This window comes from Burkholderia metallica (genome assembly GCF_001718555.1).
GTDB lineage: Bacteria > Pseudomonadota > Gammaproteobacteria > Burkholderiales > Burkholderiaceae > Burkholderia > Burkholderia metallica.
Genome location: NZ_CP013401.1, coordinates 604917 through 629256, shown reverse-complemented (window position 1 = coordinate 629256; position 24340 = coordinate 604917). Strand labels below are relative to the sequence as shown.

Annotated in this window: 24 protein-coding genes; 7 read left to right on the top strand and 17 right to left on the bottom strand. The window is 68.4% G+C overall.

What is annotated here, in order from left to right; all coding sequences use genetic code 11:
* Positions 1–21 precede the first annotated feature (21 nt).
* The 4 genes from WJ16_RS02880 to WJ16_RS02865 form a co-directional block, all read right to left on the bottom strand.
* The gene (locus tag WJ16_RS02880; protein ID WP_069255759.1) at positions 22–477 is read right to left on the bottom strand and encodes an ExbD/TolR family protein; all 456 of its coding nucleotides are present in this window, start codon (positions 475–477) and stop codon (positions 22–24) included.
* A 24-nt stretch (positions 478–501) separates the two neighbouring features.
* The gene (locus tag WJ16_RS02875) at positions 502–1170 is read right to left on the bottom strand and encodes a MotA/TolQ/ExbB proton channel family protein (protein ID WP_069255758.1); all 669 of its coding nucleotides are present in this window, start codon (positions 1168–1170) and stop codon (positions 502–504) included.
* Between the two features lie 18 nt (positions 1171–1188).
* Entirely contained in the window at positions 1189–1986 is a 798-nt protein-coding gene (gene dapB, locus WJ16_RS02870) for a 4-hydroxy-tetrahydrodipicolinate reductase (protein ID WP_069255757.1), read from the bottom strand.
* A gap of 62 nt (positions 1987–2048) precedes the next feature.
* On the bottom strand, positions 2049–2861 hold the full coding sequence (locus tag WJ16_RS02865) for an outer membrane protein assembly factor BamE (protein ID WP_069255756.1): 813 nt from the start codon (positions 2859–2861) through the stop codon (positions 2049–2051).
* A 142-nt stretch (positions 2862–3003) separates the two neighbouring features.
* On the opposite strand from WJ16_RS02865, the gene fur reads away from it, so the two are divergent.
* On the top strand, positions 3004–3432 hold the full coding sequence (gene fur, locus WJ16_RS02860; protein ID WP_034182711.1) for a ferric iron uptake transcriptional regulator: 429 nt from the start codon (positions 3004–3006) through the stop codon (positions 3430–3432).
* A gap of 156 nt (positions 3433–3588) precedes the next feature.
* On the opposite strand, the gene WJ16_RS02855 is transcribed toward fur, so the two are convergent.
* From WJ16_RS02855 to WJ16_RS02845, 3 genes are all read right to left on the bottom strand, one after another.
* Positions 3589–4107, bottom strand: a complete 519-nt coding sequence (locus tag WJ16_RS02855) for an ureidoglycolate lyase (protein ID WP_069257932.1) — start codon at positions 4105–4107, stop codon at positions 3589–3591.
* A 14-nt stretch (positions 4108–4121) separates the two neighbouring features.
* Entirely contained in the window at positions 4122–5129 is a 1008-nt protein-coding gene (gene alc, locus WJ16_RS02850) for an allantoicase (protein ID WP_069255755.1), read from the bottom strand.
* A gap of 103 nt (positions 5130–5232) precedes the next feature.
* A complete protein-coding gene (locus tag WJ16_RS02845; RefSeq protein WP_069255754.1) occupies positions 5233–6555 on the bottom strand; it encodes a C4-dicarboxylate transporter DctA in 1323 nt (440 codons plus the stop codon).
* Between the two features lie 212 nt (positions 6556–6767).
* On the opposite strand from WJ16_RS02845, the gene WJ16_RS02840 reads away from it, so the two are divergent.
* Complete coding sequence (locus WJ16_RS02840) at positions 6768–7490, top strand: FadR/GntR family transcriptional regulator (RefSeq protein WP_076605863.1); 723 nt, start codon at positions 6768–6770, stop codon at positions 7488–7490.
* A gap of 58 nt (positions 7491–7548) precedes the next feature.
* Here the strand turns inward: WJ16_RS02840 and cynR are convergent, their stop codons facing one another.
* Positions 7549–8439, bottom strand: coding sequence for a transcriptional regulator CynR (gene cynR, locus WJ16_RS02835; protein ID WP_069255752.1), 891 nt, complete (start codon positions 8437–8439; stop codon positions 7549–7551).
* 316 nt (positions 8440–8755) lie between these two features.
* Here cynR and WJ16_RS02830 point away from each other — a divergent pair, with 316 nt between their 5' ends.
* Positions 8756–9955 (top strand): MFS transporter, encoded by a 1200-nt coding sequence (locus tag WJ16_RS02830; RefSeq protein WP_069255751.1) that lies wholly within the window; start codon positions 8756–8758, stop codon positions 9953–9955.
* Between the two features lie 125 nt (positions 9956–10080).
* On the opposite strand, the gene WJ16_RS02825 is transcribed toward WJ16_RS02830, so the two are convergent.
* Both WJ16_RS02825 and WJ16_RS02820 read right to left on the bottom strand, forming a co-directional pair.
* Positions 10081–11139, bottom strand: a complete 1059-nt coding sequence (locus WJ16_RS02825; protein ID WP_069255750.1) for an L-idonate 5-dehydrogenase — start codon at positions 11137–11139, stop codon at positions 10081–10083.
* A 16-nt stretch (positions 11140–11155) separates the two neighbouring features.
* Positions 11156–11929 carry an SDR family NAD(P)-dependent oxidoreductase gene (locus tag WJ16_RS02820; protein ID WP_069257931.1) on the bottom strand — a complete coding sequence of 258 codons (774 nt, stop codon included), beginning with the start codon at positions 11927–11929 and terminating at the stop codon, positions 11156–11158.
* Between the two features lie 149 nt (positions 11930–12078).
* On the opposite strand from WJ16_RS02820, the gene WJ16_RS02815 reads away from it, so the two are divergent.
* Complete coding sequence (locus WJ16_RS02815) at positions 12079–12981, top strand: LysR family transcriptional regulator (RefSeq protein WP_069255749.1); 903 nt, start codon at positions 12079–12081, stop codon at positions 12979–12981.
* Between the two features lie 91 nt (positions 12982–13072).
* On the opposite strand, the gene gap is transcribed toward WJ16_RS02815, so the two are convergent.
* Both gap and tkt read right to left on the bottom strand, forming a co-directional pair.
* A complete protein-coding gene (gene gap / locus WJ16_RS02810) occupies positions 13073–14083 on the bottom strand; it encodes a type I glyceraldehyde-3-phosphate dehydrogenase (RefSeq protein WP_069255748.1) in 1011 nt (336 codons plus the stop codon).
* Positions 14084–14170: 87 nt separating this feature from the next.
* Positions 14171–16246, bottom strand: a complete 2076-nt coding sequence (tkt, locus tag WJ16_RS02805; RefSeq protein WP_069255747.1) for a transketolase — start codon at positions 16244–16246, stop codon at positions 14171–14173.
* Positions 16247–16461: 215 nt separating this feature from the next.
* Here tkt and speE point away from each other — a divergent pair, with 215 nt between their 5' ends.
* From speE to WJ16_RS02790, 3 genes are all read left to right on the top strand, one after another.
* Positions 16462–17319 (top strand): polyamine aminopropyltransferase, encoded by an 858-nt coding sequence (gene speE / locus WJ16_RS02800; protein WP_069255746.1) that lies wholly within the window; start codon positions 16462–16464, stop codon positions 17317–17319.
* Between the two features lie 161 nt (positions 17320–17480).
* Entirely contained in the window at positions 17481–17897 is a 417-nt protein-coding gene (locus WJ16_RS02795; protein ID WP_069255745.1) for a VOC family protein, read from the top strand.
* 17 nt (positions 17898–17914) lie between these two features.
* A complete protein-coding gene (locus tag WJ16_RS02790; RefSeq protein ID WP_069255744.1) occupies positions 17915–18682 on the top strand; it encodes a 16S rRNA (uracil(1498)-N(3))-methyltransferase in 768 nt (255 codons plus the stop codon).
* Positions 18683–18725: 43 nt separating this feature from the next.
* Here the strand turns inward: WJ16_RS02790 and WJ16_RS02785 are convergent, their stop codons facing one another.
* From WJ16_RS02785 to WJ16_RS02765, 5 genes are all read right to left on the bottom strand, one after another.
* Positions 18726–19559, bottom strand: a complete 834-nt coding sequence (locus tag WJ16_RS02785; RefSeq protein ID WP_069255743.1) for a hypothetical protein — start codon at positions 19557–19559, stop codon at positions 18726–18728.
* A 116-nt stretch (positions 19560–19675) separates the two neighbouring features.
* The gene (locus tag WJ16_RS02780; protein ID WP_084635997.1) at positions 19676–20413 is read right to left on the bottom strand and encodes a hypothetical protein; all 738 of its coding nucleotides are present in this window, start codon (positions 20411–20413) and stop codon (positions 19676–19678) included.
* 218 nt (positions 20414–20631) lie between these two features.
* A complete protein-coding gene (locus WJ16_RS02775; protein WP_069255742.1) occupies positions 20632–21195 on the bottom strand; it encodes a barstar family protein in 564 nt (187 codons plus the stop codon).
* A gap of 16 nt (positions 21196–21211) precedes the next feature.
* On the bottom strand, positions 21212–21643 hold the full coding sequence (locus WJ16_RS02770; RefSeq protein ID WP_039339266.1) for a guanyl-specific ribonuclease: 432 nt from the start codon (positions 21641–21643) through the stop codon (positions 21212–21214).
* A gap of 378 nt (positions 21644–22021) precedes the next feature.
* Positions 22022–24322: an NADP-dependent malic enzyme gene (locus tag WJ16_RS02765; RefSeq protein ID WP_069255741.1), complete on the bottom strand. Its 2301-nt coding sequence runs from the start codon at positions 24320–24322 to the stop codon at positions 22022–22024.
* Between the last annotated feature and the right edge of the window lie 18 nt (positions 24323–24340).

Below are 24340 nucleotides of genomic sequence, written 5' to 3'. Positions count from 1 at the left end.
GGGCGGGCCCGCCGGATCCGCTCAGCGGCCGGCCGGCACGGCAGGCGCGGAACCGCCCGCCTGCGGCGGCACGTCGGTCACGAAGCCGATCCGCGAGAGGCCGGCGGCCTGCGCGGCGCCCATCACCTGCGCGATCACCTCGTAGCGGGTCGTGCGTGACGCGCGCAGCCGCAGCTCGGGCGGCGCACCGCCCGCGGCGGCGGCCCGGAAGCGCGCGGGCAGCGCGTCGAGCGCGACGGGCGCGTCGTCCCAGTACAGTTTGCCCGCGTCGTCGATCGACAGGGTGACGGATTGCGGCGTGTCGCGCACGACGCTGGCCGCGACCTTCGGTAGCTCGAGCCGGATCGCGTGCGTCATCAACGGCGCGGTGATGATGAAGATGACGAGCAGCACCAGCATCACGTCGATCAGCGGGGTCATGTTGATTTCCGCCATCGGCGCGGACGTCTTGTGGTGCTCGAGTCCGCCGAATGCCATGGTCGCTCCTCCGGAATGGGCGCGTCAGGCTGGCTGCGCGCACACGAACACGTGCAGGTCGCGCGCGAAGCCGTCGAGTTCCTCGGCGAGCTGCCGCACGAGCCGCCCGAGGATGTTGTAGGCCAGCACCGCGGGAATCGCGACGACGAGCCCGAATGCGGTCATGATCAGCGCCTCGCCGACCGGCCCCGCGACGTTCTCGATCTGCGCCTGCCCGCTCGCGGCGATGCTGCCGAGCGCATGGTAGATGCCCCACACGGTGCCGAGCAGCCCGACGAACGGCGCAGTGCTGCCGATCGACGCGAGCAGCACCTGGCCGAATTCGAGGCGCCGCTGCGAGCGCAGCATCGCGTGCCGCAACGCGCGCAGCACGCGTTCGCCGCGCTCGACGCGCGCGGCCAGCGCGGCCGGGTCGTGGTCGTCGGCCGCGTCGCGGGCAGCTTCGGCGAGCGGGACGAACACGCGCTCGCGATCGGCGCCGGCGAGCGCGGCAATGCCGGCGTCGAGCGTCGGCGCACGCCAGAACGCGGCGAGCGCGCGCGGCCCCTGCCGCTTCGCACGGACCAGCAGCCAGGCTTTCATGAGAAGGAAGCACCAGCTGGCGACGGACATCGCCAGCAGCACGTAGGCGACGGCGTGCGTGATCGCATCGCCGCTTTCGAGGTAGTGGACAACGCCGGTGGGTATCGCCATCGGAGTTTCCCCGTGGTGTCAGCGCAGGCCGAGGACGTCCTGCATGTCGAACAGGCCGGCGCCGCGCGCCGACAGGAAACGGACCGCGCGCAGCGCGCCCTGCGCATACGATACGCGGCTCGACGACTTGTGCGTGATCTCGATGCGCTCGCCGATCCCGGCGAACAGCACCGTGTGATCGCCGACGATGTCGCCGCCGCGCACCGCGGCGAAGCCGATCGACGACGGATCGCGTTCGCCCGTCACGCCGTGGCGGCCGTACACCGCGCAGTCGTCGAGCGAGCGCCCGAGCGCGCCGGCGACGGCTTCACCCATCATCAGCGCGGTGCCCGACGGCGCGTCGACCTTGTGGCGGTGATGCGCCTCGATGATCTCGATGTCGTAGCCGTGCGAGAAATGCTTCGCCGCGAATTCGAGCAGCTTCAGCGTGACGTTCACGCCGACGCTCATGTTCGCGGCGAACACGATGCCGATCTTGGCCGCCGCGGCCTGCAGCTCGGCCTTCTGCTCGGCGGTGAAGCCGGTCGTGCCGATCACGAGCTTCACGTCGTGGCGCAGCGCGGCCGCGAGATGAGCCATCGTGCCTTCCGGACGCGTGAAATCGATCAGGTAGTCGGCCTGCGCGAACACGGCGTCGAGGTCGGCGGTCAGCTTGACCCCGGTTTCCTTGCCGAGAAACGCGCCGGCATCCTGGCCGAGAAACGGCGAATCGGCGCGGTCGAGCGCGCCGACGAGCTGCGCGTCGGCATCGTTGAGAACGGCTTCGATCAGCATCCGGCCCATACGGCCCGATGCGCCGGCAATCGCAATCTTCATGGCTTTCTACACGACAGGTCTAAAGACGGGCGGCGCATGCCGCCCCGTTTCCGCACGCGGGCTTACTGCGCGGGCGCGGTGAGCGGCTGGTTCTGCAGCGTGTCGGAGCCTTGCGGGCCGACCGGCGGCGCTGCCTCGCTCGTCGCGTTCGGCGGCGGCGGACGATGGAACTGGAACTGCGGCTGGATCGCCGGCACCGCGCCCGGCGGCTGGCCGCCCGGCACCGGCGCACCGCCGGCAGCCTGGGTGGACGGCGCGAACCGGCGTGCGGCCGTGCCCTGACCCGACACCTGGTTGGTCGCGCGGTTCGCCGCGCGGGCCGCCTGCGCGTTCGCATCCTGGTCGACCGCCGCGCCGGACGCCGGCACGGCGGACGGGCTGGCGACCGCCTCCGGCGCGCTCGCCGCCGCCTGCGCGGCGCTGGCGGCGGCGGCAGCCTCGGCGGCCTTCTTCGCCGCTGCGGCCGCCTTCGCCTTCCTGCCGCCGCGATCGCCGTCGATGTCGGCCAGCAGATCGAGTTCGGAAGGCAGGTTTTCCGCCCCCGTCCAGCTCGCCACGCGATCGCCCGCGAACGTCACGACGAGATCGCGCTGCTGGACGACTGCCGTCGAGCCGCGCTTGAAGTAGAAGAGGTAATCCCAGCGATCGGCGTGGAACATGTCCGCCAGCAGCGGGGTGCCGAGCAGCGCGCGGACCTGCTCGCGCGACATGCCGACCTGCAGCTGCGCGGCCTTCTCCTGCGACACGAAGTTGCCCTGCACGACGGTGATCCGATAGGGGGTGATGCTCTGCGCGATGCGCTGCGTCACGCTGTCGTACGACGAACAACCAGCCAGCGCGGCAACGGCGGCGGCAGCGATGATGACACTCCGCATGCGGCTCCTCTGAAAGTGCGAAAGAGATTCTGGAATCATTTCCCTCACCGTGCAGGCCCGCGTCGCAGGCCGCGCGTGTTTCTGGAACGGCGAAAAGCCGGTAACATTGAAGCCCTGCATTGTACTCTAGGGATGCCTAGCCATGACCAATCCGACGGATCTCAAGAATATCGGGCTAAAGGCCACCCTACCGCGCCTCAAGATTCTCGAGATCTTCCAGCAAAGCCCGGTGCGCCACCTGACGGCCGAAGACGTGTACCGGAACCTGCTCAACGAGCAGCTCGACATCGGGCTTGCCACCGTCTACCGCGTGCTGACGCAGTTCGAGCAGGCCGGCCTGCTGTCGCGCAGCAACTTCGAATCCGGCAAGGCCGTGTTCGAACTGAACGAAGGCTCGCACCACGACCACCTCGTGTGCCTCGATTGCGGCCGTGTCGAGGAATTCTTCGACGCCGAGATCGAAGGCCGCCAGCAGGCGATCGCGAAGGAGCGCGGCTTCCGGCTCCAGGAGCACTCGCTCGCGATGTACGGTTCCTGCACGACCGAGAACTGCCCGCACCGCAAGCACTGATTCGCGCGATCCGCGCACGCAACACGGCCCGGACGGCATCTCGCCGCCCGGGCCGTGTTCTTTTCGGGATAGCGCCGCGCACACCGCCGCGCGCCACCGGCCTTCGACATCCCTTCCACGTACCCGTGAGCGCCGCGCCGGCGGTCGCACGTACCGTCAGGCCGCGCAGGCCGGCTCGAACTCGAGCGCCCAGGCGCGCTCGAGCGGGATCTCGTCGCAATTCGGCTGCGCCCCGCCGCGATCGACGATCACGAAATCGCTGACCGCGTCGAGCGCGAGCAACGGATGGTGCCAGACGCCCTTCGCATAGTTCACGCCCTGCCAGCCTTGCGCGAGAAACGCGCGCATCGCGTCGGGCCGGAATTCGCCGGCCGGCGCGACGACGATCGCGTAGCGCGACACCGCCGCGAGCGGGATGAACGCCTGGCTGCCGTGCGGATGGCGCTCCATCAGCGTGATCGCGACCGGCAGCGCGCGCGGCTGCGCGCGAAATACGCTGACGAGCGGGCGGCCGCCGTCCGCGCACACGTCGATAGTCGCGAGATCGTGGAAGCGCTCGGTCGTGCCGCCGTTGATCGGGAAATGCCGCGCGCCTTCGAGCGCGATCACGTCGCCGAACGGCGCGAACGCTTCGCGGGTCAGGCGCTCGACGCGCAGGATAGGGGTTCCGCTCATGCCGTCGCCCTCCTTCAAGCCGGCTCGCCCCACAGACGCAGGCGCGACACGCCGCCGTCCGGGAAGATGTTGAAACGCACGTGCGTGACGGGGCCGAGCGCGGCCAGCTGGTCGAACGTGTGCACGTGGTCCATCTGCAGCTTCTGCTCGCCCAGCAGCTCCGCCCAGAACATCGCCTGCGTGACGAGCGAGTCGTCGGTGCCGCCCGCGACCCGCGCGGCCTGCAGCGAGCAGCGGTCGGGGAAGTTGCCCTTGAAGAACGCGGTATCGACCTCGACGCGCCGGATGATGCCCGGCCGCGCGAGCGCGACGATCGCCCAGTCGTTGCCGGGCTCGCGGCGGCGCCGCGTTTCCCAGCCGTCGCCCATGTTCGCGCCGCGCCCCGGCATCAGCATCTGCGAGGCCGGCCCGAAGTGCTGGTTGTTCGCCGCCACCAGGTAGCCGCCGTTCTCGATCGCCGCGAGATCGACGAGCTCGCCGGCCGGCACCTCACGCCAGTCGCGCTGCGGCTGGCCGTACACGCGCAGCCGTGCGAGCCCGCCGTCCGGATACAGGTTCACGCGCAGATGCGTATAGGGCTGCGCATCGTCGACGCTCACGTAGTGGTGCGAATTGCCCTGCAGCGTGGTCGCCGGGACGATCGTGCGCCATTCGGCTGCGTCCGGCGGCGTGTCGCCCGCTGCGACGCACGCGTCGATCGACGCGGCCGGCGGGAAATTGCCGGTGAAGTGGCTCGTGTCGAGGTCGACGCCGTGGATCACGCCCGGCCGCGCGAGCCGCACCACGCAGAAGTCGTGGCCGGTCGTGCGCTTGCGGCGCGTTTCCCAGCCGTCCATCCACTTGCCGTGATCGTCGTACTTGCCGGGAATGAACACGGCCGGCTCGGGATTCAGCATGCGCTCCTTCGGCGCGAAGAATTCGTCGCTGGCAAAGAGCGCCTGCGCCCCGATGCGCGGGTCGGCGAGGTTCATGTAACGCCGCGTAAACGCAGGCGCGTTCGGATCGAGGATGGGGGCTGCCATGTCGTCTCCTGACTTTGGATGACGTGCCGGCGCGGCGAGGCGCCGGTCACGTGATGCGGTTGCGCGGGACGACCAGGGGAAGCCGCCCCGCGCGGGGGTGCGCTCAGAGCGCGTGAGCCTGGTCGCCGGCGACCGGCGTCGCGCGGCCTTCCTCTTCGGCCGGCACGTAGCGCAGCTCGCGGTTCAGCACGCGTTTCGCACGGGCGCGGTCGATGTCGTTTTCCCACACCGCGACGACGACCGTCGCGACGCAGTTGCCGATCAGGTTGGTCAGCGCACGGGCGATGCCGACGAACCAGTCGACCGGCAGGATCAGCACCAGGCCGAGCACCGGAATCGCGGGAATCGCCGACAGCGTCGCCGCGAGGATCACGATCGCCGAGCCCGGGATGCCGTGCGCGCCCTTTGACGTGACGAGCGACACGAGCAGCACGACGATCAGGTCATGCGTCGACAGCGGCGTATTGGTGGCCTGCGCGATGAACAGCACGGCGAGCGTCAGGTAGATCGAGAAGCCGTCCAGGTTGAACGAATAGCCGGTCGGGATCACGAGGCCGACCGTCGAATCCTTCACGCCCATGTATTCGAGCTTGCGCATCACCTGCGGCAGCACCGCGTCCGACGACGCCGTGCCGAGCACGATCGACAGTTCCTCGCGCAGATAGCGGATCAGCTTGAACACCGAGAAGCCGGCGAGCCGCATCACCGCGCCGAGCACGACCGTGACGAACACGAAGCAGCTCAGGTAGAACACCGCGACGAGGTAGCCGAGCTGCTTGAGCGACGCGACGCCGTACTTGCCGGTCGTGAACGCGATCGCGCCGAGCACGCCGAGCGGCGCCAGCTTGATGATGAAGCCGATGATCCGGAAGAACACGTGCGACAGTTCCTCGATCAGCGAGTTGACGCGCTGCGCCTTGTCGCCGAGCAGCGACAGCGCGGAGCCGAACAGCACCGCGAACACGAGGATCTGCAGGATGTCGCCCTTCGCGAACGCGTCGATCGCGGTGTCGGGGATGATCTTCATCAGGTAGCCGGCCGTGTCCTTCAGGCTCTCGGCGTTCTTCGCGTACGACGCGAGCGACGACGCGTCGAGCGAGTGCAGGTCGATGTTCATCCCGACGCCCGGGCGCGTGAGCCACGCGAGCACGAGCCCGATGCCGAGCGCGAGCGTCGTCATGATCTCGAAGTAGATCACGGCCTTCAGGCCGACCCGGCCGACCTTCTTCAGGTCGCCCGCGTTGGCCATCCCGCTGACCACCACGCAGAACACGATCGGCCCGATCACCATCTTGATCAGCTTCAGGAAGCCGTCGCCGAGCGGTCGCAGCGATTCGGCGAAATGCGGAAAGAACGCGCCGAGCGCGATCCCTAGTACAAGTGCGACGACTACCCGGCCAAACAGCGAATTGAAGAATTTCGACACGGCGCTCTCCCGATCCAACGGTTGCAGTTTCGTCTGTTCATACTGGTATGACCAGTGATGTTATGGTGGATAGTAGGAAGCCGATATAGTGGCGTCAAGGACGGACAAAATAGGGATTTCCCGCCCCTGCGCGCCCCTTTCCAGTGCACCGGAAAGGGGCGGATCGTGGCTTTCCCGTAGGGCGGCCATGCACCGCGTGCGTGCGGATTACAATGCCGGTCAGACCGGCCAAAGTTCACCTCATGAAAAACGTTCCGCATACCGTGACCGACGCCGCCATCGCGACGATCCGCGACCGGATCGAGGCAGGCGTGTATCCGGTCGGCAGCCTGCTGCCGGCCCAGCGCCAGCTCTCCGAGGAGCTGGAGATCAGCCGCGCGTCGCTGCGCGAGGCGCTGTCGACGCTCGAAGCGCTCGGCATGCTGCGCATTCGCGCCGGCAAGGGCGTGTACGTCGAAAGCGCGCAGGCCACGGCCGCGCACGCGTGGCGGTTCGCCGAGCAGTCGTCGCCGCCCGACACGTACCAGATGCGCTATGCGCTCGAAGGGTTCGCCGCGCGGATGGCCGCGCACGTCGTCAGCGACGACGACATCGCGTGGTTCGAGGACAACCTCGCCGACCTGCACGTCGCACTCACCGAAAACGCGCTCGACGACGCGGCGCAGCTCGACTTCGACTTCCACATGCGGATCATCCATCTCGCCGGCAACGCGGCGATCGAATCGGTGCTGCGCAGCAGCGCGGACATCATGAAGGAAAGCCAGCGCATGCCGTTCTACCGGCGCGAGCTGCTGCTGTCGACGTGGCACGAACACCGCGCGATCGTCGACGCGCTGAGCGCGCGCGATGCGGCGGCCGCCGGCACCGCGATCGAAACGCACATCGCGAACGCCGCGCAACGCGCGGGCATCTTCTTCCCGACACCGCGCGCATGACGATGCGGGCGGCCAACGCGTCCGCCGGTTGTACTTACATGCCGCCCGGTCGTACGGGTCAACCTCCCGACGGACGCCGATACGCGAGCGCACGCTCGATGAACGCGCGCGCCGCCACGCTGCGATACGCACCCTTGCGTGTCAGCAGCGCGGCCGTGCGCGCGGGCAGCGGCGGGTCAATGTCGAGCGCGCACAGGTCGGCGCTTTCGCGCGCGATCGCATCGGGCAGCACCGTCGCGAGCCGGCCGCAGCGCACGAGTTCCAGCACCGCGCTGATCGTGTTCGTCTCGATCGCGATCTTCGGCTGCGCGCCCTGTTCGATGAAATAGCGGTCGATGCTTTCGCGCGTCGCGAACGCGCGACTCAGCAGCACCAGCGGCTCGCCGACGAGTTCGGCCGGGCTCACCGCACGGCGGCGCCGCGCGAGACGGTGCGTGCGGCCCGTCACGAGCGCGAGCGGCTCGTCCCACAGCGGCAGTGCGTCGATGTCCGGCGCGCGCGGCGGCATGAATGCGAAGCCTGCGTCGAGCCGATCGTCGGCGAGCAGCGCCTCGATCCGCTCCTGCGGCATCGCGTCGATCGACAGCGCAACGTTCGGATAGTCGGCATGGAACGCGTCGATCAGCGAGCCGCTCAGGTAGGCCGCGAAGGTCGGCATCATCGCGAGCCGCAACGATCCGCTGCCGAGATCGGCGACGTCGTGCAGCGCGCGCTGCCCCGTATCGAGCTCGTGCAGCGCGGCGCGTGCGTGGCGCGCATAGACCTCGCCGAACTCGGTGAGCCGCACCGTGCGGCCCGAGCGGTCGAACAACTGCACGCCGAGCGTTTCCTCGAGCTGGCGCACCTGCTGCGACAGCGTCGGCTGCGACACGTGCAGCGCGTCGGCCGCGCGCGTGAAACTGCGCTGCTCGGCGACGGCCAGGAAATAGCGGATGTGGCGGAGTAGCATCGCGGCCGATGTATTGGTTTAACCAATGAACACCATAACGATCCAGTCTTGGACGCTATGGTTTGATTCCCGCATCATACGCACATCCGTTCCCGTGCAGCGCCGCCGTCGTCGCGGCCCCCGCACCGGAACGGCTCGCCCGAGCCCGCCCTGCCTTCGCCCGCCGCACGACGATCCGCCGCCCGCTCCAGGGCCGGCCGCGATCCGCCCGGCGCGCACCGGTTCACCGCCGAACCGTCGACGCCGGCCCCGAATCCGTCACCCCGCGCAACCGACGGCTCCATGCCGCCGGCCGGCGCCGCTGTTTTTCTCGACCATGGAACCGCATCACGACAACCACCCATCCCTCACCCGCGGCATGACGCTGCTGTTCGCCTGCGCGTGCGGCATCGTCATCGGCAACATCTACTACGCGCAGCCGCTGCTCGCCGCGATCGCGCGCAGCTTCGGCCGCGCGCCGACCGAGCTCGGCTATCTCGTCACGCTCACGCAGCTCGGCTATGCGGCGAGCCTGCTGCTGATCGTCCCGCTCGGCGACGCGGTCAATCGCCATACGCTGATCGTGCGGCTGCTGATGCTCAACGTCGTCGCGCTGGTCGCGGTCACGTTCAGCACGAACTTCACGATGTTCGTCGTGGCGAACGTCGCGGTCGGCTTCGTCACGTGTTCGACGCAGCTGCTCGTGCCGTTCGCCGCGTCGCTCGCCGATGCACGCTCGCGCGGCCGCGCGGTCGGCACCGTGATGAGCGGGCTGCTGCTCGGAATCCTGCTCGCGCGCGTCGCGGCCGGGGCGATCGCCGACGGGCTCGGCTGGCGCGCGGTGTACGGCATCGCCGCGGCGATGGTGCTCGCGCTGACCGTCGTGCTCGCCGTGAAGCTGCCGAAGGATCGCCGCGACGCGCGCGTCGACTATGCGGCGCTGATGAAGTCGCTGGTCGCGCTGGTGCGCGCGCAACCGCGGATCGCGCTGCGCTCCACCTACGGCGCGCTCGTGTTCGCGTGCTTCAGCCTGCTGTGGACGGGCCTCACGTTCCTGCTGAGCCAGCCGCCGTACGGCTATTCCGAAGGGCAGATCGGCCTGTTCGGCGTCGTCGGCGCGGTAGGCGCGCTGGCGGCGACGTCGGCCGGCCGGCTCGTCGATCGCGGCCACGGCAATGCGGCGACGGGGCTGTTCGCGGCGGCCGTGCTCGCGTCGTTCGCGCTGATCGCGGCCGGTGCGCACTCGCTCGCGGCGCTGATCGCGGGCATCCTGCTGCTCGACGTCGGCGTGCAGGGCATGCACATCTCGAACCAGAGCGTGATCTATGCGCTCGCCGGCAACGCGCGCAGCCGCGTGACGACGATCTACCTGACGAGCTACTTCATCGGCGGCGCGCTCGGGTCGTTCGCGGCGAGCGTCGCGTACGGCATCGACGGGTGGCGCGGCGTGTGCATCGCGGGCGCGGCGCTCGCGGGCGTGCTGATCGCGCTGTGGCTCGCGTCGCAACGCGTCGGCACGCGGCAGGTCACGCAGTAATGCGGTAGCCCGGTTCGGCCGTACGTCGAAAAGGCACGCCCGCGACTCGCGCGGCGTGCCTTTTTTTGATGGCGTACGTCGATACCGTCCGTCGCGCGCCGCAGCCCGACCTCAGCGCGTGACCGTCACGCGGCCTCGTGCGCGAAATCGATCAGCACCTTCATCGCGCGCTGCCGGTCGCCGGCCAGTTCGAACGCGAGGTTCGCGTCGCGCATCGGAAACACGCGCGTGACGGCCGGCCGCAGGTCGACGCGCCCCGCGTTGATCAGTTGCACCGCGAGCGCGAATTCCGCGTGAAAGCGGAACGATCCGCAGATCGACAGCTCCTTCGCGACCACAACGTTCTGCGGCAGGCTGACGTCGCCACCGAGCCCGAGCTGCACGACGACCCCGCGCGGCCGCATCACGTCCAGCCCGTCGCGCAGCGCACGTGCATTGCCCGAACACTCGATCATCACGTCGAACGTGCCTTTGTCCGCGGCATAACGCTCGACCCAACCCGGATCGGCGGCCACATCGATCGTGCGGTCGGCGCCGAGCGCGCGCGCCACGGCCAGCGGCGCGTCGACGACGTCGGTCGCGACGATCTCGGCCGCGCCGTGCACGCGCGCCGCCGCGACCGCCAGCACGCCGATCGGCCCGCAGCCCGACACGAGCACGCGCTTGCCGATCAGCGGCCCCGCGCGCGACACCGCGTGCAGCCCGACCGCGAACGGCTCGGCGAGCGCCGCGAGCGACAGCGGCACGTGATCGGCGACCTTCACGCACTGCACCGCGTCGCACACGAGCGCGTTGCGGAACGCGCCCTGCACGTGCGGCATCCGCATCGCGCTGCCGTAGAAGCGCATGTCGAGACACTGGTTCGGCAGCCCTTCGAGGCAGTAGCGGCACGCACCGCACGGCCGGCTCGGATTGACCGCGACGCGATCGCCGACCTTCACCGACGTGACGTCCGGCGCGACTTCCGCGACCGCGCCGGCCACCTCGTGGCCGAGCACCATCGGCTGCTGCAGCCGGATCGCGCCGAAGCCGCCGTGCCGGAAATAATGGAGATCGGAGCCGCAGATGCCGCCCATCGCGACATCGACGCGCACCTGGCCCGGGCCGATCTCGCCCGCGTCCTGCTCTTCGACCCGCAGGTCGTTCGGCCCGTGGATCACGACACACATGCAACGCATACGCATGACTTTCCTCCCTTTCCTAAACGGCGGCGGTCAGCCCGCCGTCGACGAACAGCGTCTGGCCGTTCACGAAATCGGACGCGGCCGACGCGAGGAAGATCGCCGCGCCGCACAGCTCGTCGACGCGCCCCCAGCGGCCGGCCGGCGTGCGCTTGCACAGCCAGTCCGAGAACGCCGCGTCGTCGACCAGCGCGCGATTCAGTTCGGTTTCGAAATAGCCGGGCGCGAGGCCGTTCGCCTGGATGCCGTGGCGCGCCCAGTCGGCGCACATCCCCTTCGTCAGCATCCGCACCGCGCCCTTGGTCGCCGCATACGGCGCGATCGTCGGCCGCGCGAGCTCGCTCTGGACCGAACAGATGTTGATGATCTTCCCGTGGCCGCGCGCGATCATGTGTCGCGCGACGGCCTGCGCGACGTTGAACACGCCGTCGAGGTTCACGCGCATCAGCGCATGCCAGTCGTCGGGTTCGAACGCATCGAGCGGCGCGCGGCGCTGGATGCCGGCGTTGTTCACGAGGATGTCGATCGCACCGACGCGCGCCTCGAAATCGTCGATCGCCGCGCGCACCTGCGCGTGCTCGGCGACGTCGAATACCGCGTAGTCGGCCGTGAAGCCTGCGTCGCGCAGATCACGCACGCGCGTCGCGGCCTTTTCTTCATTGCGATCGTTGATGACGATCGCCGCGCCCGCCTCGGCGAGTCCGCGGGCGAGCGTCAGCCCGATCCCGCGTCCGGAACCGGTAATCAGTGCGCGGCGGCCGTCGAGGCGGAACCGGTCAAGCGCGTGGGTCATGCGTGTCTCCTCGTGCCAGGCGAGCCGGCGGCCCAGCGCGGCCGGCCTCGCGTCGAAGCTATCTTCGGCTGTCGGCCGGGCGCACGCCAATGGTCTTTTTTGATCCGGTTATCATGAAATTTGATTACCGTTCTCGCGTGCCCGCCCCCATGGAACTCAAGCAATTGCGCGCCTTCGTCACGCTCGCGGAAGAGCTGCATTTCGGGCGCGCCGCGCAGCGCCTGTTCATCGTACAGCCCGCGCTGAGCATGCAGATCAAGGCGCTCGAAGCGGAACTCGGCGCGCGCCTGTTCGAGCGCGACCGGCACAAGGTCGAACTGAGCGAGACGGGGCGCGTGTTCCTGCCCGAAGCGCGCGCCACGCTGCAGCAGGCCGCCCGCGCGGAACAGATGGCGCGGCTGTCGAGCCGGGGCGAAATCGGCACGCTGCGGATCGCGTTCGTGTCGTCGGTGCTGCCCGCGCTGCTGCCGGCCGTGCTGCGCACGATGCGCGAGCGCTATCCGCTGATCGCGCTGGAACTGAAGGACATGCCGACGCCCGACCAGATCGCCGCGCTGCGCGACCGGCGAATCGATTTCGGGATGATCCGGCTGCCGGCCGCGTATGCGGGCATCGACACGCGCGTGGTGCTCGAGGAAGGCTTCGTCGTCGCGCTGCCGCTCGACCATCCGCTCGCCGCGCACGACGCGATCTCGCCGGCCGCGCTGCGCGGCCAGCCGGCGTTCGTGCTGGCGCGCCGCTACGCGCCGGGTTTTCACGACGACATGCTGCTCGCGCTGAGCCGCGCGGGCACGACGCTCGAGATCGCGCAGGAGTTCGGGGAATTCACGACGATGCTCGCGCTCGTCGCGGCGGGGATGGGGATCGGACTGATTCCGGCGGAGGCGGCCAGCGCGCTGCCGCCGAACGTGCTCGCGCGGCCGCTCGACCTGGCCGGGCATCGCAGCGGCATCGGCCTCGCGTGGACCGATCTCGACAGCCCGCTGAAGCGCGCGTTCGTCGCCGCGCTCGAGCAGGTGACGGCAGCATCGAGCAACAGCGGCGGGCAATGAAGGCAGCGGACAACAAAAAGCCCGGCCGGAAAACCGGACCGGGCTCGTTCGCCACGCAGGCCGCCGTGCGGCGGCCGCGCAACGTGCGGGATTACTTCGCGTTCGCGAATGCGACAGCCGTATCCAGCATGCGGTTCGAGAAACCCCACTCGTTGTCGTACCAGCTCGACACCTTGACGAGACGGCCCGACACCTTGGTCAGCGTCGCGTCGAACGTCGACGAAGCCGGGTTGTGGTTGAAGTCGATCGACACCAGCGGTGCGTCGTTGTAGCCGAGGATGCCCTTCAGCGAGCCTTCCGACGCTTCCTTCATGATCGCGTTGACTTCCTCGACCGTCGTGTCGCGCTTCGCGATGAACGACAGGTCGACGATCGACACGTTGATCGTCGGGACGCGAATTGCGTAACCGTCGAGCTTGCCGTTCAGTTCCGGCAGCACGAGGCCGACGGCCGAAGCGGCGCCCGTCTTCGTCGGGATCTGGCTGTGCGTGGCCGAACGCGCGCGGCGCAGGTCTTCGTGATAGACGTCCGTCAGCACCTGGTCGTTCGTGTATGCGTGGATCGTCGTCATCAGGCCGGTTTCGAGGCCGATCTTGTCGTTCAGCGGCTTGACGAGCGGCGCGAGGCAGTTCGTCGTGCACGATGCGTTCGAGATGACCGTGTGCTCGGCCTTCAGCACGTCGTGGTTCACGCCGTAGACGATCGTTGCGTCGACGTCCTTGCCGCCCGGCGCCGAGATGATCACCTTCTTCGCGCCGCCCTTCAGGTGCGCGCTCGCCTTTTCCTTCGTCGTGAAGAAGCCCGTGCATTCCATCACGACGTCGACGCCCAGCTCGCCCCACGGCAGTTCGGCCGGGTTACGGTTCGCCAGCACGCGGATCTTGTCGCCGTTCACGACGAGGTAGTCGCCGTCGACCGACACTTCGCCCGGGAACTTGCCGTGCGCGGTGTCGTACTGGGTCAGATGCGCGTTGGTCTTCGCATCGCCCAGGTCGTTGATCGCGACGATCTCGAGATCGTGCTTCTTGCCGTTTTCATAAAACGCGCGCAGCGTGTTGCGGCCGATACGGCCGTAGCCGTTGATTGCGACGCGAATCGTCATGGTCTATCTCCTGATGGCTGAAAAAAATTCGTTTCGTGCAGCTTCACGGTGCGACGCGCGCGGGGGCGGCGCGCGTCGCGAATGCTTTTAGTTGGCCAGCACGGCCTTCGCGGTCTCGACGACGTGCTCGACGGTGAAACCGAAGTACTTGAACAGCACGCCGGCCGGCGCCGATTCGCCGAACGTGTCGATCCCGACGACGCCGCCTTCGAGGCCGACGTACTTGTGCCAGAACGAAGTCACGCCCGCTTCGATCGCGACGCGGCGCACGCCGCGCGGCAGCACGCGCTCACGGTATTCGGCGTCCTGGCGGTCGAACACGTTGGTCGACGGCATCGACACGACCCGTGCGGCAATGCCTTGCTGCGCGAGCGGCTCGACGGCCTTCATCGCGAGTTCGACTTCCGAGCCCGTCGCGATCAGGATGATCTTGCGCGCGACGATTTCGTCGTCCCAGTCCTTCAGCACGTAGCCGCCCTTCTCGATGTTCGCGATCTGCGCATCGGTACGCGGGTTGAACGCGAGGTTCTGGCGGCTGAAGATCAGGCTCGACGGACGGTCGGCAGCGACCGCGTGGGTCCACGCAACGGCCGTTTCGACCGTGTCGGCCGGGCGCCACACGTCGTGGTTCGGGATCAGGCGCAGGCTCGACACGTGCTCGATCGACTGGTGCGTCGGGCCGTCTTCCCCGAGGCCGATCGAATCGTGCGTGAACACGAAGATCGACGGCACCTTCATCAGCGCGGCCACGCGCAGTGCGTTGCGGCTGTAGTCGGAGAACGTCAGGAACGTGCCGCCGAACGGCTTGTGGCCGCCGTGCAGCGCGAGGCCGTTGATCGCGGCGCTCATGCCGAATTCGCGCACGCCGTAGTTGATGTGGTTGCCGAGCAGCACGCCCGCGCCTTCCGGATTCGCGCGCACCGCCTTCGACGCCTTCCAGTTGGTCAGGTTCGAACCGGTCAGGTCGGCCGAGCCGCCGAGCAGTTCGGGCAGCGCGGCAGCCAGGCCTTCGATCGCCTGCTGCGACGCCTTGCGGGTCGCCACCGTCTCCGCGCGCTCGTTCGCGCCGGCGATGATCGCCGCGGCCTTCTCGGCCCAGTCGGCCGGCAGCTTGTTGGCCATCCGGCGCTCGAATTCGGCGGCTTCCGCCGGGAACTTCGCGCGATATTGCGCGAACGTCGCGTCCCATTCGGCTTCGGCACGCTTGCCGGCTTCCTTCGCGTCCCATGCCGCATAGACTTCCTGCGGAATCACGAACGGCTCCCAGGTCCAGCCGAGTGCCGCGCGCGTCTTCGCGATTTCTTCCGCGCCGAGCGCCGCGCCGTGCACGTCGTGGCCGCCGGCCTTGGTCGCCGCGCCCTGGCCGATCACCGTCTTGCAGCAGATCAGCGTCGGCTTGTCCGACAGCTTCGCCTTCGCGATCGCCGCGTCGACCGCGTCGACGTCGTGGCCGTTCACGTTCGGGATCACGTTCCAGCCGTATGCCTCGAAACGCTTCGGGGTGTCGTCGTGGAACCAGTTCACGACGTCGCCGTCGATCGAGATGCCGTTGTCGTCGTACAGCGCGATCAGCTTGTTCAGCTTCAGCGTGCCGGCGAGCGAGCAGGCTTCGTGCGAGATGCCTTCCATCAGGCAGCCGTCGCCGAGGAACACGTACGTGTGGTGATCGACGATCTTCGCGCCGTCACGGTTGAACTCGTCGGCCATCAGCGCTTCGCCGAGCGCCATGCCGACCGCGTTCGCCAGACCCTGGCCGAGCGGGCCGGTGGTCGTCTCGACACCCGGCGTGATCCCGTATTCCGGGTGGCCCGGCGTCTTCGAGTGTAGCTGGCGGAAGTTCTTCAGCTCTTCGATCGGCAGGTCGTAGCCGGTCAGGTGCAGCAGCGAGTACAGCAGCATCGAGCCATGGCCGTTCGACAGCACGAAACGGTCGCGGTCGGCCCAGTGCGGGTTCGTCGGGTTGTGCTTCAGGTGGCGCGACCAGAGCGCGACGCCGATTTCGGCCATGCCCATCGGCATGCCGGGGTGGCCGGAGTTCGCTTGCTGGACGGCGTCCATCGCGAGCGCACGGATCGCGTTGGCCATCAGGGTGGTGGAGGCGGGAGACGAAGTCGTCATGTCGAGTCCGGAGAACGAGTCGAGGAAACGGGGGCACGGCGGCATCCGGAAGCTCGAGCGTCGATCGTTCCCGGCGCGCGGTGCGGCGCCTGACGGACGCGAAGCGGACGGAGCCTACGGACGAGGCTGCAAAGCTCGTCATTTTAACAGATGGGCCGACATTTCCCCCGTCGCCGCGCAGCGTTCCGGCACGGTTTTCCGTCAAACCGCCCGCCTCCTATAATTCAGGCGTCGGAACTGCCTGCCCCCGCGGCCCGCCCGTGAACACCACGCTTCTCTTTCACCCTACGCCCGACGCCGCCTACGGCTTCCCGAATGCGCGGCGGCTCGCGCGCGTCGCGTCCGCGCACCAGCAGATCGAAGTCTGGGAAACCCCGCAGCTCGGCCGCCTGTTCACGCTGGACGGCCGGCCGATGACGTCGGTCGGCGACGAGTACGTCTATCACGAGTGCATGACGCACCCGGCCGCGCTCGCGCACCCGTCGCCGAAGAAGGCGCTCGTGCTCGGCGGCGGCGACGGCGGCGCCGCGCGCCAGTTACTCAAGCATGCGTGCATCGAGCGGATCGTGATCGCGGAACTCGACGACGAGGTGGTCGGGATGGCGCGCCGGTATCTCGACGACGTGCATCAGGGTGCGCTCGACGACCCGCGCGTCGAAGTCGTGATCGGCGACGCCGCGCATTTCGTCGAGTCGACCATCGAGCATTTCGATCTCGTCGTGTTCGACCTCACGCCGCCCGATTCGCCGGCGGCCGGCCTCTATACGCGCGCGTTCTATGCACGGCTCAAGCGGATCCTCACGCCGTGCGGCGCGATCTCGATGCACCTCGGCTCGCCGGTGTTCCATCCCGCGCGCATCGCCGCGCTGCTCGACGATCTGCGCGCGAGCTTCGCGGTCGTCGATCCGTTGTCCGCGCACGTGCCGCTGTACGGCTCGCAGTGGCTGATGGCGATCGCGAGCGACACGCTCGACGCGGCCGCGCTGTTCGCCCACGACATCGACGACCGGCTCGCCGCCCGCCGCATCCAGGGCCTGCGCTACTACGACGCGCGATTGCATGCGTCCCTCTTTGCCCTGCCGTGCGCGCTGCGCGATACACTGGGCGCTCGCCGCTGAGCGTCAGGGCACCCGCATCGCTTCCGTTTTCCCGTCGCGTCCTCGCAGGATTCGCGATGCATGGCGCCCGGGGGCGAAGCGTCCCGCGCGCCGCGCCGCCTGAACGAACGCCGAGGCATCGAATCGGAACACGTGCCGAAGCGCCCCCACAGGAGATTTTCATGACCGATCCACGTCCGGCCAACGTGCCTTGGTTGACGCCTTACCTGACCGTGCGCAACGCGCGCGCGGCCATCGATTTCTTCAAGGCCGCATTCGGCTTCGAGTTGCGCGACGCGCACGACGAGGACGGCGCGATCATGCACGTCGAGATGACCTATCGCGGCCAGCTGATCGTGATGTTCGCGCCCGAGGGCGCGTTCGGCTCGACCGCGCTCACGCCGAAAAGGGCGAACGCCACCGCACCGCAGTCGTTCTACCTGTATGTCGACGACGTCGACGCCACCTGGCAGCGCGCGCTCGACGCGGGCGCGAAATCGCTGAGCGCGCCGCAGGATCAGTTCTGGGGCGACCGGTTCGCGCAGATCGAGGATCTCGACGGCTACCGATGGGCGCTCGGGCGCCGTCTCGACGCATGACCGACACGGCAACACGCATGAACGAAGCCACCACGACCGCGGCCGTGCCGCGCTTTTTCGTCGACGCGGCACTGCGCGCCGACGCCACGCTCGCGTTGCCGGCCGACGTCGCGCGCCACGTGCAGGTGCTGCGCCTGCAGCCCGGCGACGTGCTCGCGCTGTTCGACGGCACGGGCGGCCAGTACCGCGCACGGCTCGTCGAAGTCGACAAGCGCAGCGCACTCGCGCAGATCGATACGTTCGAGCCCGTCGAAGCCGAGCCGCCCTATCGCGTGACGCTCGCGCAGGGCATCGCCGGCGGCGACAAGATGGACTGGGTGATCGAGAAGGCCGTCGAGCTTGGCGTCGCGGCGGTCGTGCCGCTGTCGACCGCGCGCGGCGTCGTCAAGCTCGCGGGCGAACGCGCGGACAAACGCGTCGCGCACTGGCGCGGCGTCGTGCGTGCGTCGTGCGAGCAATGCGGACGCAACCGTGTGCCCGACGTCGCGCCGGTGGCCGGCTTCAACGCGTGGCTCGATACGCTGCCGGCCGCACCCGCCGACGGCGAGCTGCGGCTGCTGCTGTCGCCGCGCGCGAGCATCCCGTTCGCGTCGCTGCCCGACGCACCGCCTGCAGCCGCCGTCACGCTGCTGATCGGGCCGGAAGGCGGGCTGTCGCCCGACGAGGAAAACGCGGCACGCGCACGCGGGTTCACCGCGCTGTCGCTGGGCCCGCGCGTGCTGCGCACCGAGACGGCCGGCGCGGCCGTGCTCGCGGCGCTCGCCGCGCGCTGGGGCGGGTGGTGACGATGATGCGCGGCCGCATGACAGCGGTACGCGCCGCCGCGCGTCAGCGTGCCGCGTTCAACGGCTCGATATCGACGACGGGCGAGGTCTGGAGCGCCGCCACCAGCGCGTCGAGGTTGCCCGCGTCGGGCTCGAGCGCCGGCGCGGTGATCCGCAACCTCGGAGCAGGCGGCGTTGCCCGGATCGCCTTGATCAGCGGGCCGCGGTAGCGCAGGTTCATCATCATCTGCACGGCCTGCACGATGCTGATCGGCCGGCCGTCGTGCTGAAACGTCGCGGCATCCACCGTGTCGTTCCAGCCCTGGATGTAACCGCCGGCGTCGAGCCGCATGTTCATGTCGACCCATTGCCGCTTCTGCGCGTCCGTGCCGCCGCCCGACGCCCGCCGCAGCACGTCGGACGCGCGACTGACGTCGGCGTCGTGCTTCGCGCGCCAGGCCATGTAGCCGAGCGCGAACACCATGTTGTCCGGCAGGATGTCGTCCTCGTGCACGACGTCGAACAGGCGCCGCGGCGCCTGGTTCGCGATGAACGCGGGCGTCAGGATCCACACGCTCGCGTTGCGCCGTGCGGCGGCCTTCGTGCCGGACTCGGGGGCGTCGCCGTCGACCTCGATGCGCGTCAGCAGGCCGCCCTCGATCAGCTCGTCGAGCTGCGCGGCCAGCGCCGGCGACGCGTGAATCGCGCCGGCCACCGCCGCGTACTGATCGGGCGTCGAGCGCGTGCGCAGGTCGGCAAGCAACCGTTCGACGGCCGCATGCGCGGCCGGTGAAACCGGCACGAGAACCGGCTCGGTGGCGACGGTCTCCGCTGCGGCCGTGCCGCACATCGACATCACGGCTGCGGCCACCAGCAGCCCTCGCATGAAAGTCCCCATCGTTCGCTCTCCGTTCGCAGATCCGGCTCGCCCGCGAATCACGCCGACGGCCCGAATGTCGTCGCTCGTCGACCAGCCTCGCCGTCCGGCGCACTGATCGGGCCGGCGCGGCGCAGTCATTGCCGGCTCGCGGCGACCGCCGCGACGACCGGGCCCGACAGCGCGTCGACGACCGGCTTCAGCAGGCTTTCGGGGCTGTCGGTCGTCCAGCCCTTGCTGTCCGAACCGACCAGTTCCACCTGCCCGGTGATGCGCCGTCTGGCCGGGGCGTCGTCGAACGCGCGCGCCACGGCAATGAACGCCGTCTTGGTCGCCGCGAAGCGCTGCTGATCGGTTTTCGCGTCCTTGCCGGCATTCATGATCGCGGCGCCCGGCGGTGTGACGCCGGCCACCTTGCACTCGAACCCGACCGTCGCGCGTTCCTGCCCGTCGCCGCCGGCACGCGGCGTGCGCTTCACGCCGGTGGCCTTGCATTGCGCGCGCTGCAACGCACCCGTGTACGCGACCAGCATCGAGTCGAGCGCCGGCGCCAGTGCCTCGCGCCCGGCATCCGACATCGACGCGAGCGTCTGTCCGAGCATCTGCTCGCGCATCTCGCCGTACATGTTGACCGGCAGCACCCTGTTCGCGGCATCCTTCGGGTCGGCGGCCGCGCGCACCGCCGCGTTGAATTGCTCGACCTTGGCCGCGTCGTTGTTGATGATGGCGCCGAGATAGACGTCGACCGTCTGTTCGGGCGTGAGCGACGCGGCGTGCGCCGCCGGCAGGACGCCGAGCGACAGTGCGCAGGCGGCCAGCGCGCACACGAACGGATCGCGCAGACGGGCGGGCGCCGCGAATCGGGTAGCGGTCATGGGAGAACGGCCCTCTCTCGAATGATTGGTGTTGTGCGCCCGGCGCGGTGGCCGCGGCCGGGCTGACCGATTGTCGCGGAAAAAAGTACGCGATGAAAGGCTTTTGTCGGCCAGCCCGCGCTGGCGAAACGGCGAGCGACGCGCGCAAACGCAAAAAAGCCCGCGCGAAGCGGGCTTTTGACGGATGTTTCGGTGAATCGGCGCGGGCCGACGCGCGCTTATGCGAACGAGTAGAACACGCGGAACGCGACCTTGCGCTCGGCCCAGAATTCGGCCGCCTCGCGGAACACGTCGAGCAGCGTCTCGCGGCCTTCCTTGTCGAACTTCTGCGCGATCGGCAGCCCTTCGAGGACGATCACGAAACCGGGCTGCGCGCCGGCCTTCGCGACGAGGTCGGTCAGGGAGTCGTACAACGCGTCATAGTTCTTCCCGAAATGTTTCGGGAACAGGAACGACGTCGCGATCGTTTCCATCACTTCCTGCTTCGACTGCGCGGCGCCGCAATACGCATACAGGAAATGCTGGCCGAGCCGGCCGGCTTCGTCGGCAAGATCCTGCACGCGGAACGCGCGGATCGACTGCACGAGATTGGGTCGCACGGTCGTGAAAAGGCTCATAGGCTCCTCGTTCGATGAAAGCCCGGGCTCGGCTTCCGGTTGCTCCGGCGTGCCGCCAGCCTGCGCCGCCGCGTGCAGTTGGATCACGCGCTGAAACAGGTTGCCGTCGCCGGCCGCGAACAGTTCCGCCGCCGCCGTTTCGTGCGCGTAGATGGAGTCGCTCATGCCATTCGTCCCGAAGTCATTCAACAATACGTTTAAAACTGTTGTAGTGGTCGCCCGTGTAATAACAGTTGTCGATCCGGCGCAATGGGCCGCCGCAGACGATCCGGCGCGCACCGCGATTGCGGGCGCGCGGCGTGGGCACCGTGTATTCATGGTAGTAGCCGCGCTTCGCTTTCGGCAGGATCCGCTCGCGGTTGCCAAATACGACGCCGTCTTTCTCGTACGGATAGGGGCCGCCGGCGCTTATCAGGCCCAGCGTGGTCACGGCCTCGCGCGGAAGACGGGCGGTCGGAATCGTATCGAGCCCGCTCGCCGCCACGTCGGCCGGTACGGCCTCCCGTGCGTAAGCGGCGGAAACCAGACTGCCCGTCGGCGTGCCGACGATACCCATCGCGAACATCGCGAAGACGGACGCGAGCGCGCCGTTGCGGAGCCACTTGCGTGCCATGAACCAGGGTTCCCGCTGTTAAATCAAGTAGTTGACGACCAACAAAGGCGTTAGCGTAGCGTTATTGGGCGCGCGAATCAATGTCCGTTTGGGAATCGAAAGCCTGACGTCGCCCGGATTTACGAATTTCTTACCGAATTTAAACTACATTTATCTTACATAGGATAAAATACGGGCGGCATCTCTCGTATGGCAAGACCCTGCCTCCTTGCCGCGCTCGCTACCCGGAGTGGAGAGATGCTGCTGTTGCTTTGAGGGAAGCGCGTTTGCGCCCTGCCCGACGGCGTGCCCACGGTGGGCACGCCTCTTTTTGCTTTTGTTTACAATTTCGCCCGCCGCGCCACGCCGGTTCGACCGGCCTGGCGCGTTCGTTTTTGCTCAGCGCGCGGCGTTCACGTCGGCGACCAGCAGCGCCGCCATGTTGACGATGCGGCGAACGGTCGCCGATTCGGTCAGCACGTGCACCGGCTGGGCCGCGCCCAGCAGGATCGGCCCGATCGCGATATTGTTGCCCGCGGCAGTCTTCAGCAGGTTGTACGCGATGTTCGCGGCGTCGATGTTCGGCAGGATCAGCAGGTTCGCGTCGCCTTCCAGCGTCGATTCCGGCAGGATTTCCTTGCGCAGCGCCGCGTCGAGCGCGACGTCACCGTGCATCTCGCCGTCCACCTTCAGCTCCGGCGCGCGTTCCTGCAGGATCGCGAGCGTATCGCGCATCTTCTTCGCCGAAGGTGCGTTGCTCGTGCCGAAATTCGAGTGCGACAGCAGCGCGACCTTCGGCTCGATGCCGAAGCGGCGCACTTCTTCCGCGGCCATGATCGTGATCTCGGCCAGTTCCTCCGGGGTCGGATCGACGTTCACGTGCGTGTCGACGAGGAAAATCTGGCGGCCCGGCAGCACGAGGCCGTTCATCGCCGCGTACACGCTGCAGCCGGCGCGCTTGCCGATCACCTGGTCGATGAAATGCAGGTGGCGGTGCGTGGTGCTGATCGTGCCGCAGATCATCCCGTCCGCTTCGCCCTTCTTCACCAGCATCGCGCCGATCAGCGTCGTGCGGCGGCGCATCTCGACGCGCGCGAGCTGCTCGCTGATGCCCTTGCGCGCCATCAGCTTGTAATACGTCTGCCAGAAGTCGCGGTAGCGCTCGTCGTGCTCGGTGTTGACGACCGTGAAGTCGACGCCCGGATTCAGACGCAGGCCATAGCGCTGGATACGGTGCTCGATCACCGAGGGGCGGCCGATCAGGATCGGCGTCGCGAGTTTTTCGTCGACGATGATCTGAACGGCACGCAACACGCGCTCTTCTTCGCCTTCCGCGAACACCACGCGCTTCTTCTCTTCCGGCGCGGCGCGCGCGATCTGGAAGATCGGCTTCATCGTCGTGCCGCTGTGATACACGAACTGCTGGAGGTGGACGCGGTACGCCTCCATGTCCTCGATCGGGCGCGTCGCAACGCCGCCGTCCATCGCGGCCTGCGCGACGGCCGGCGCGATCTTCACGATCAGGCGCGGATCGAACGGCTTCGGAATCAGGTATTCGGGCCCGAACGACAAGTCCTGGATGCCATACGCGGTCGCGACGATGTCGCTCTGCTCCTGCTGCGCGAGTTCGGCGATCGCGTTGACGGCGGCGATCTCCATTTCACGGGTGATCGTCGTCGCGCCGACGTCGAGCGCGCCGCGGAAGATGAACGGGAAGCACAGGACGTTGTTGACCTGATTCGGGTAGTCGGTGCGGCCGGTCGCGAGAATTGCGTCGGGGCGCACTTCGAGCGCCGCTTCCGGCAGGATTTCCGGCGTCGGGTTCGCGAGCGCGAGGATCAGCGGGCGCTCGGCCATGCCCTTCACCATCTCCGGCTTCAGCACGCCCGCGGCCGACAGGCCGAGGAAGATGTCCGCGCCGTCGATCACTTCGGCCAGCGTCCGCGCTTCCGTTTCGCGGGCGAAACGCTCCTTGTCCGGGTCCATCAGTTCGGTGCGGCCCTTGTAGACCACGCCGGCCAGGTCGGTCACCAGAATGTTCTCGATCGGCAGGCCGATGTCGACCAGCAGGTCGAGACACGCGAGCGCGGCCGCGCCCGCGCCGGACGCGACGAGCTTCACCTTCTTGATGTCCTTGCCGACGACCTTCAGGCCGTTCGTGACGGCCGCGGCCACGACGATCGCGGTGCCGTGCTGGTCGTCGTGGAACACCGGGATCTTCATCCGCTTGCGGCACTCGCGCTCGACGATGAAGCAGTCGGGCGCCTTGATGTCTTCCAGGTTGATCCCGCCGAAGGTCGGCTCCAGCGCGGCGATCACGTCGACGAGCTTGTGCGGGTCCGACTCGTTCAACTCGATGTCGAACACGTCGATGCCGGCGAACTTCTTGAACAGCACCGCCTTGCCTTCCATCACCGGCTTCGATGCGAGCGGGCCGATGTTGCCGAGACCGAGCACCGCCGTGCCGTTCGTCACGACCCCGACCAGGTTGCTGCGCGCGGTGAAGCGCGCCGCGTTGAGCGGATTCTCGACGATCTCCTCGCACGCGAACGCCACACCGGGCGAGTAGGCGAGCGCGAGGTCGCGCTGGTTGATCATCTGCTTGGTCGGCGCGATCGCGATCTTCCCGGGAGTGGGGAATTCGTGATAGTCGAGAGCGGCTTCGCGGAGCTTGGCTTTGGAGGAGGCTTGGGTCGACATGTGTCTCGTGACGGGCGG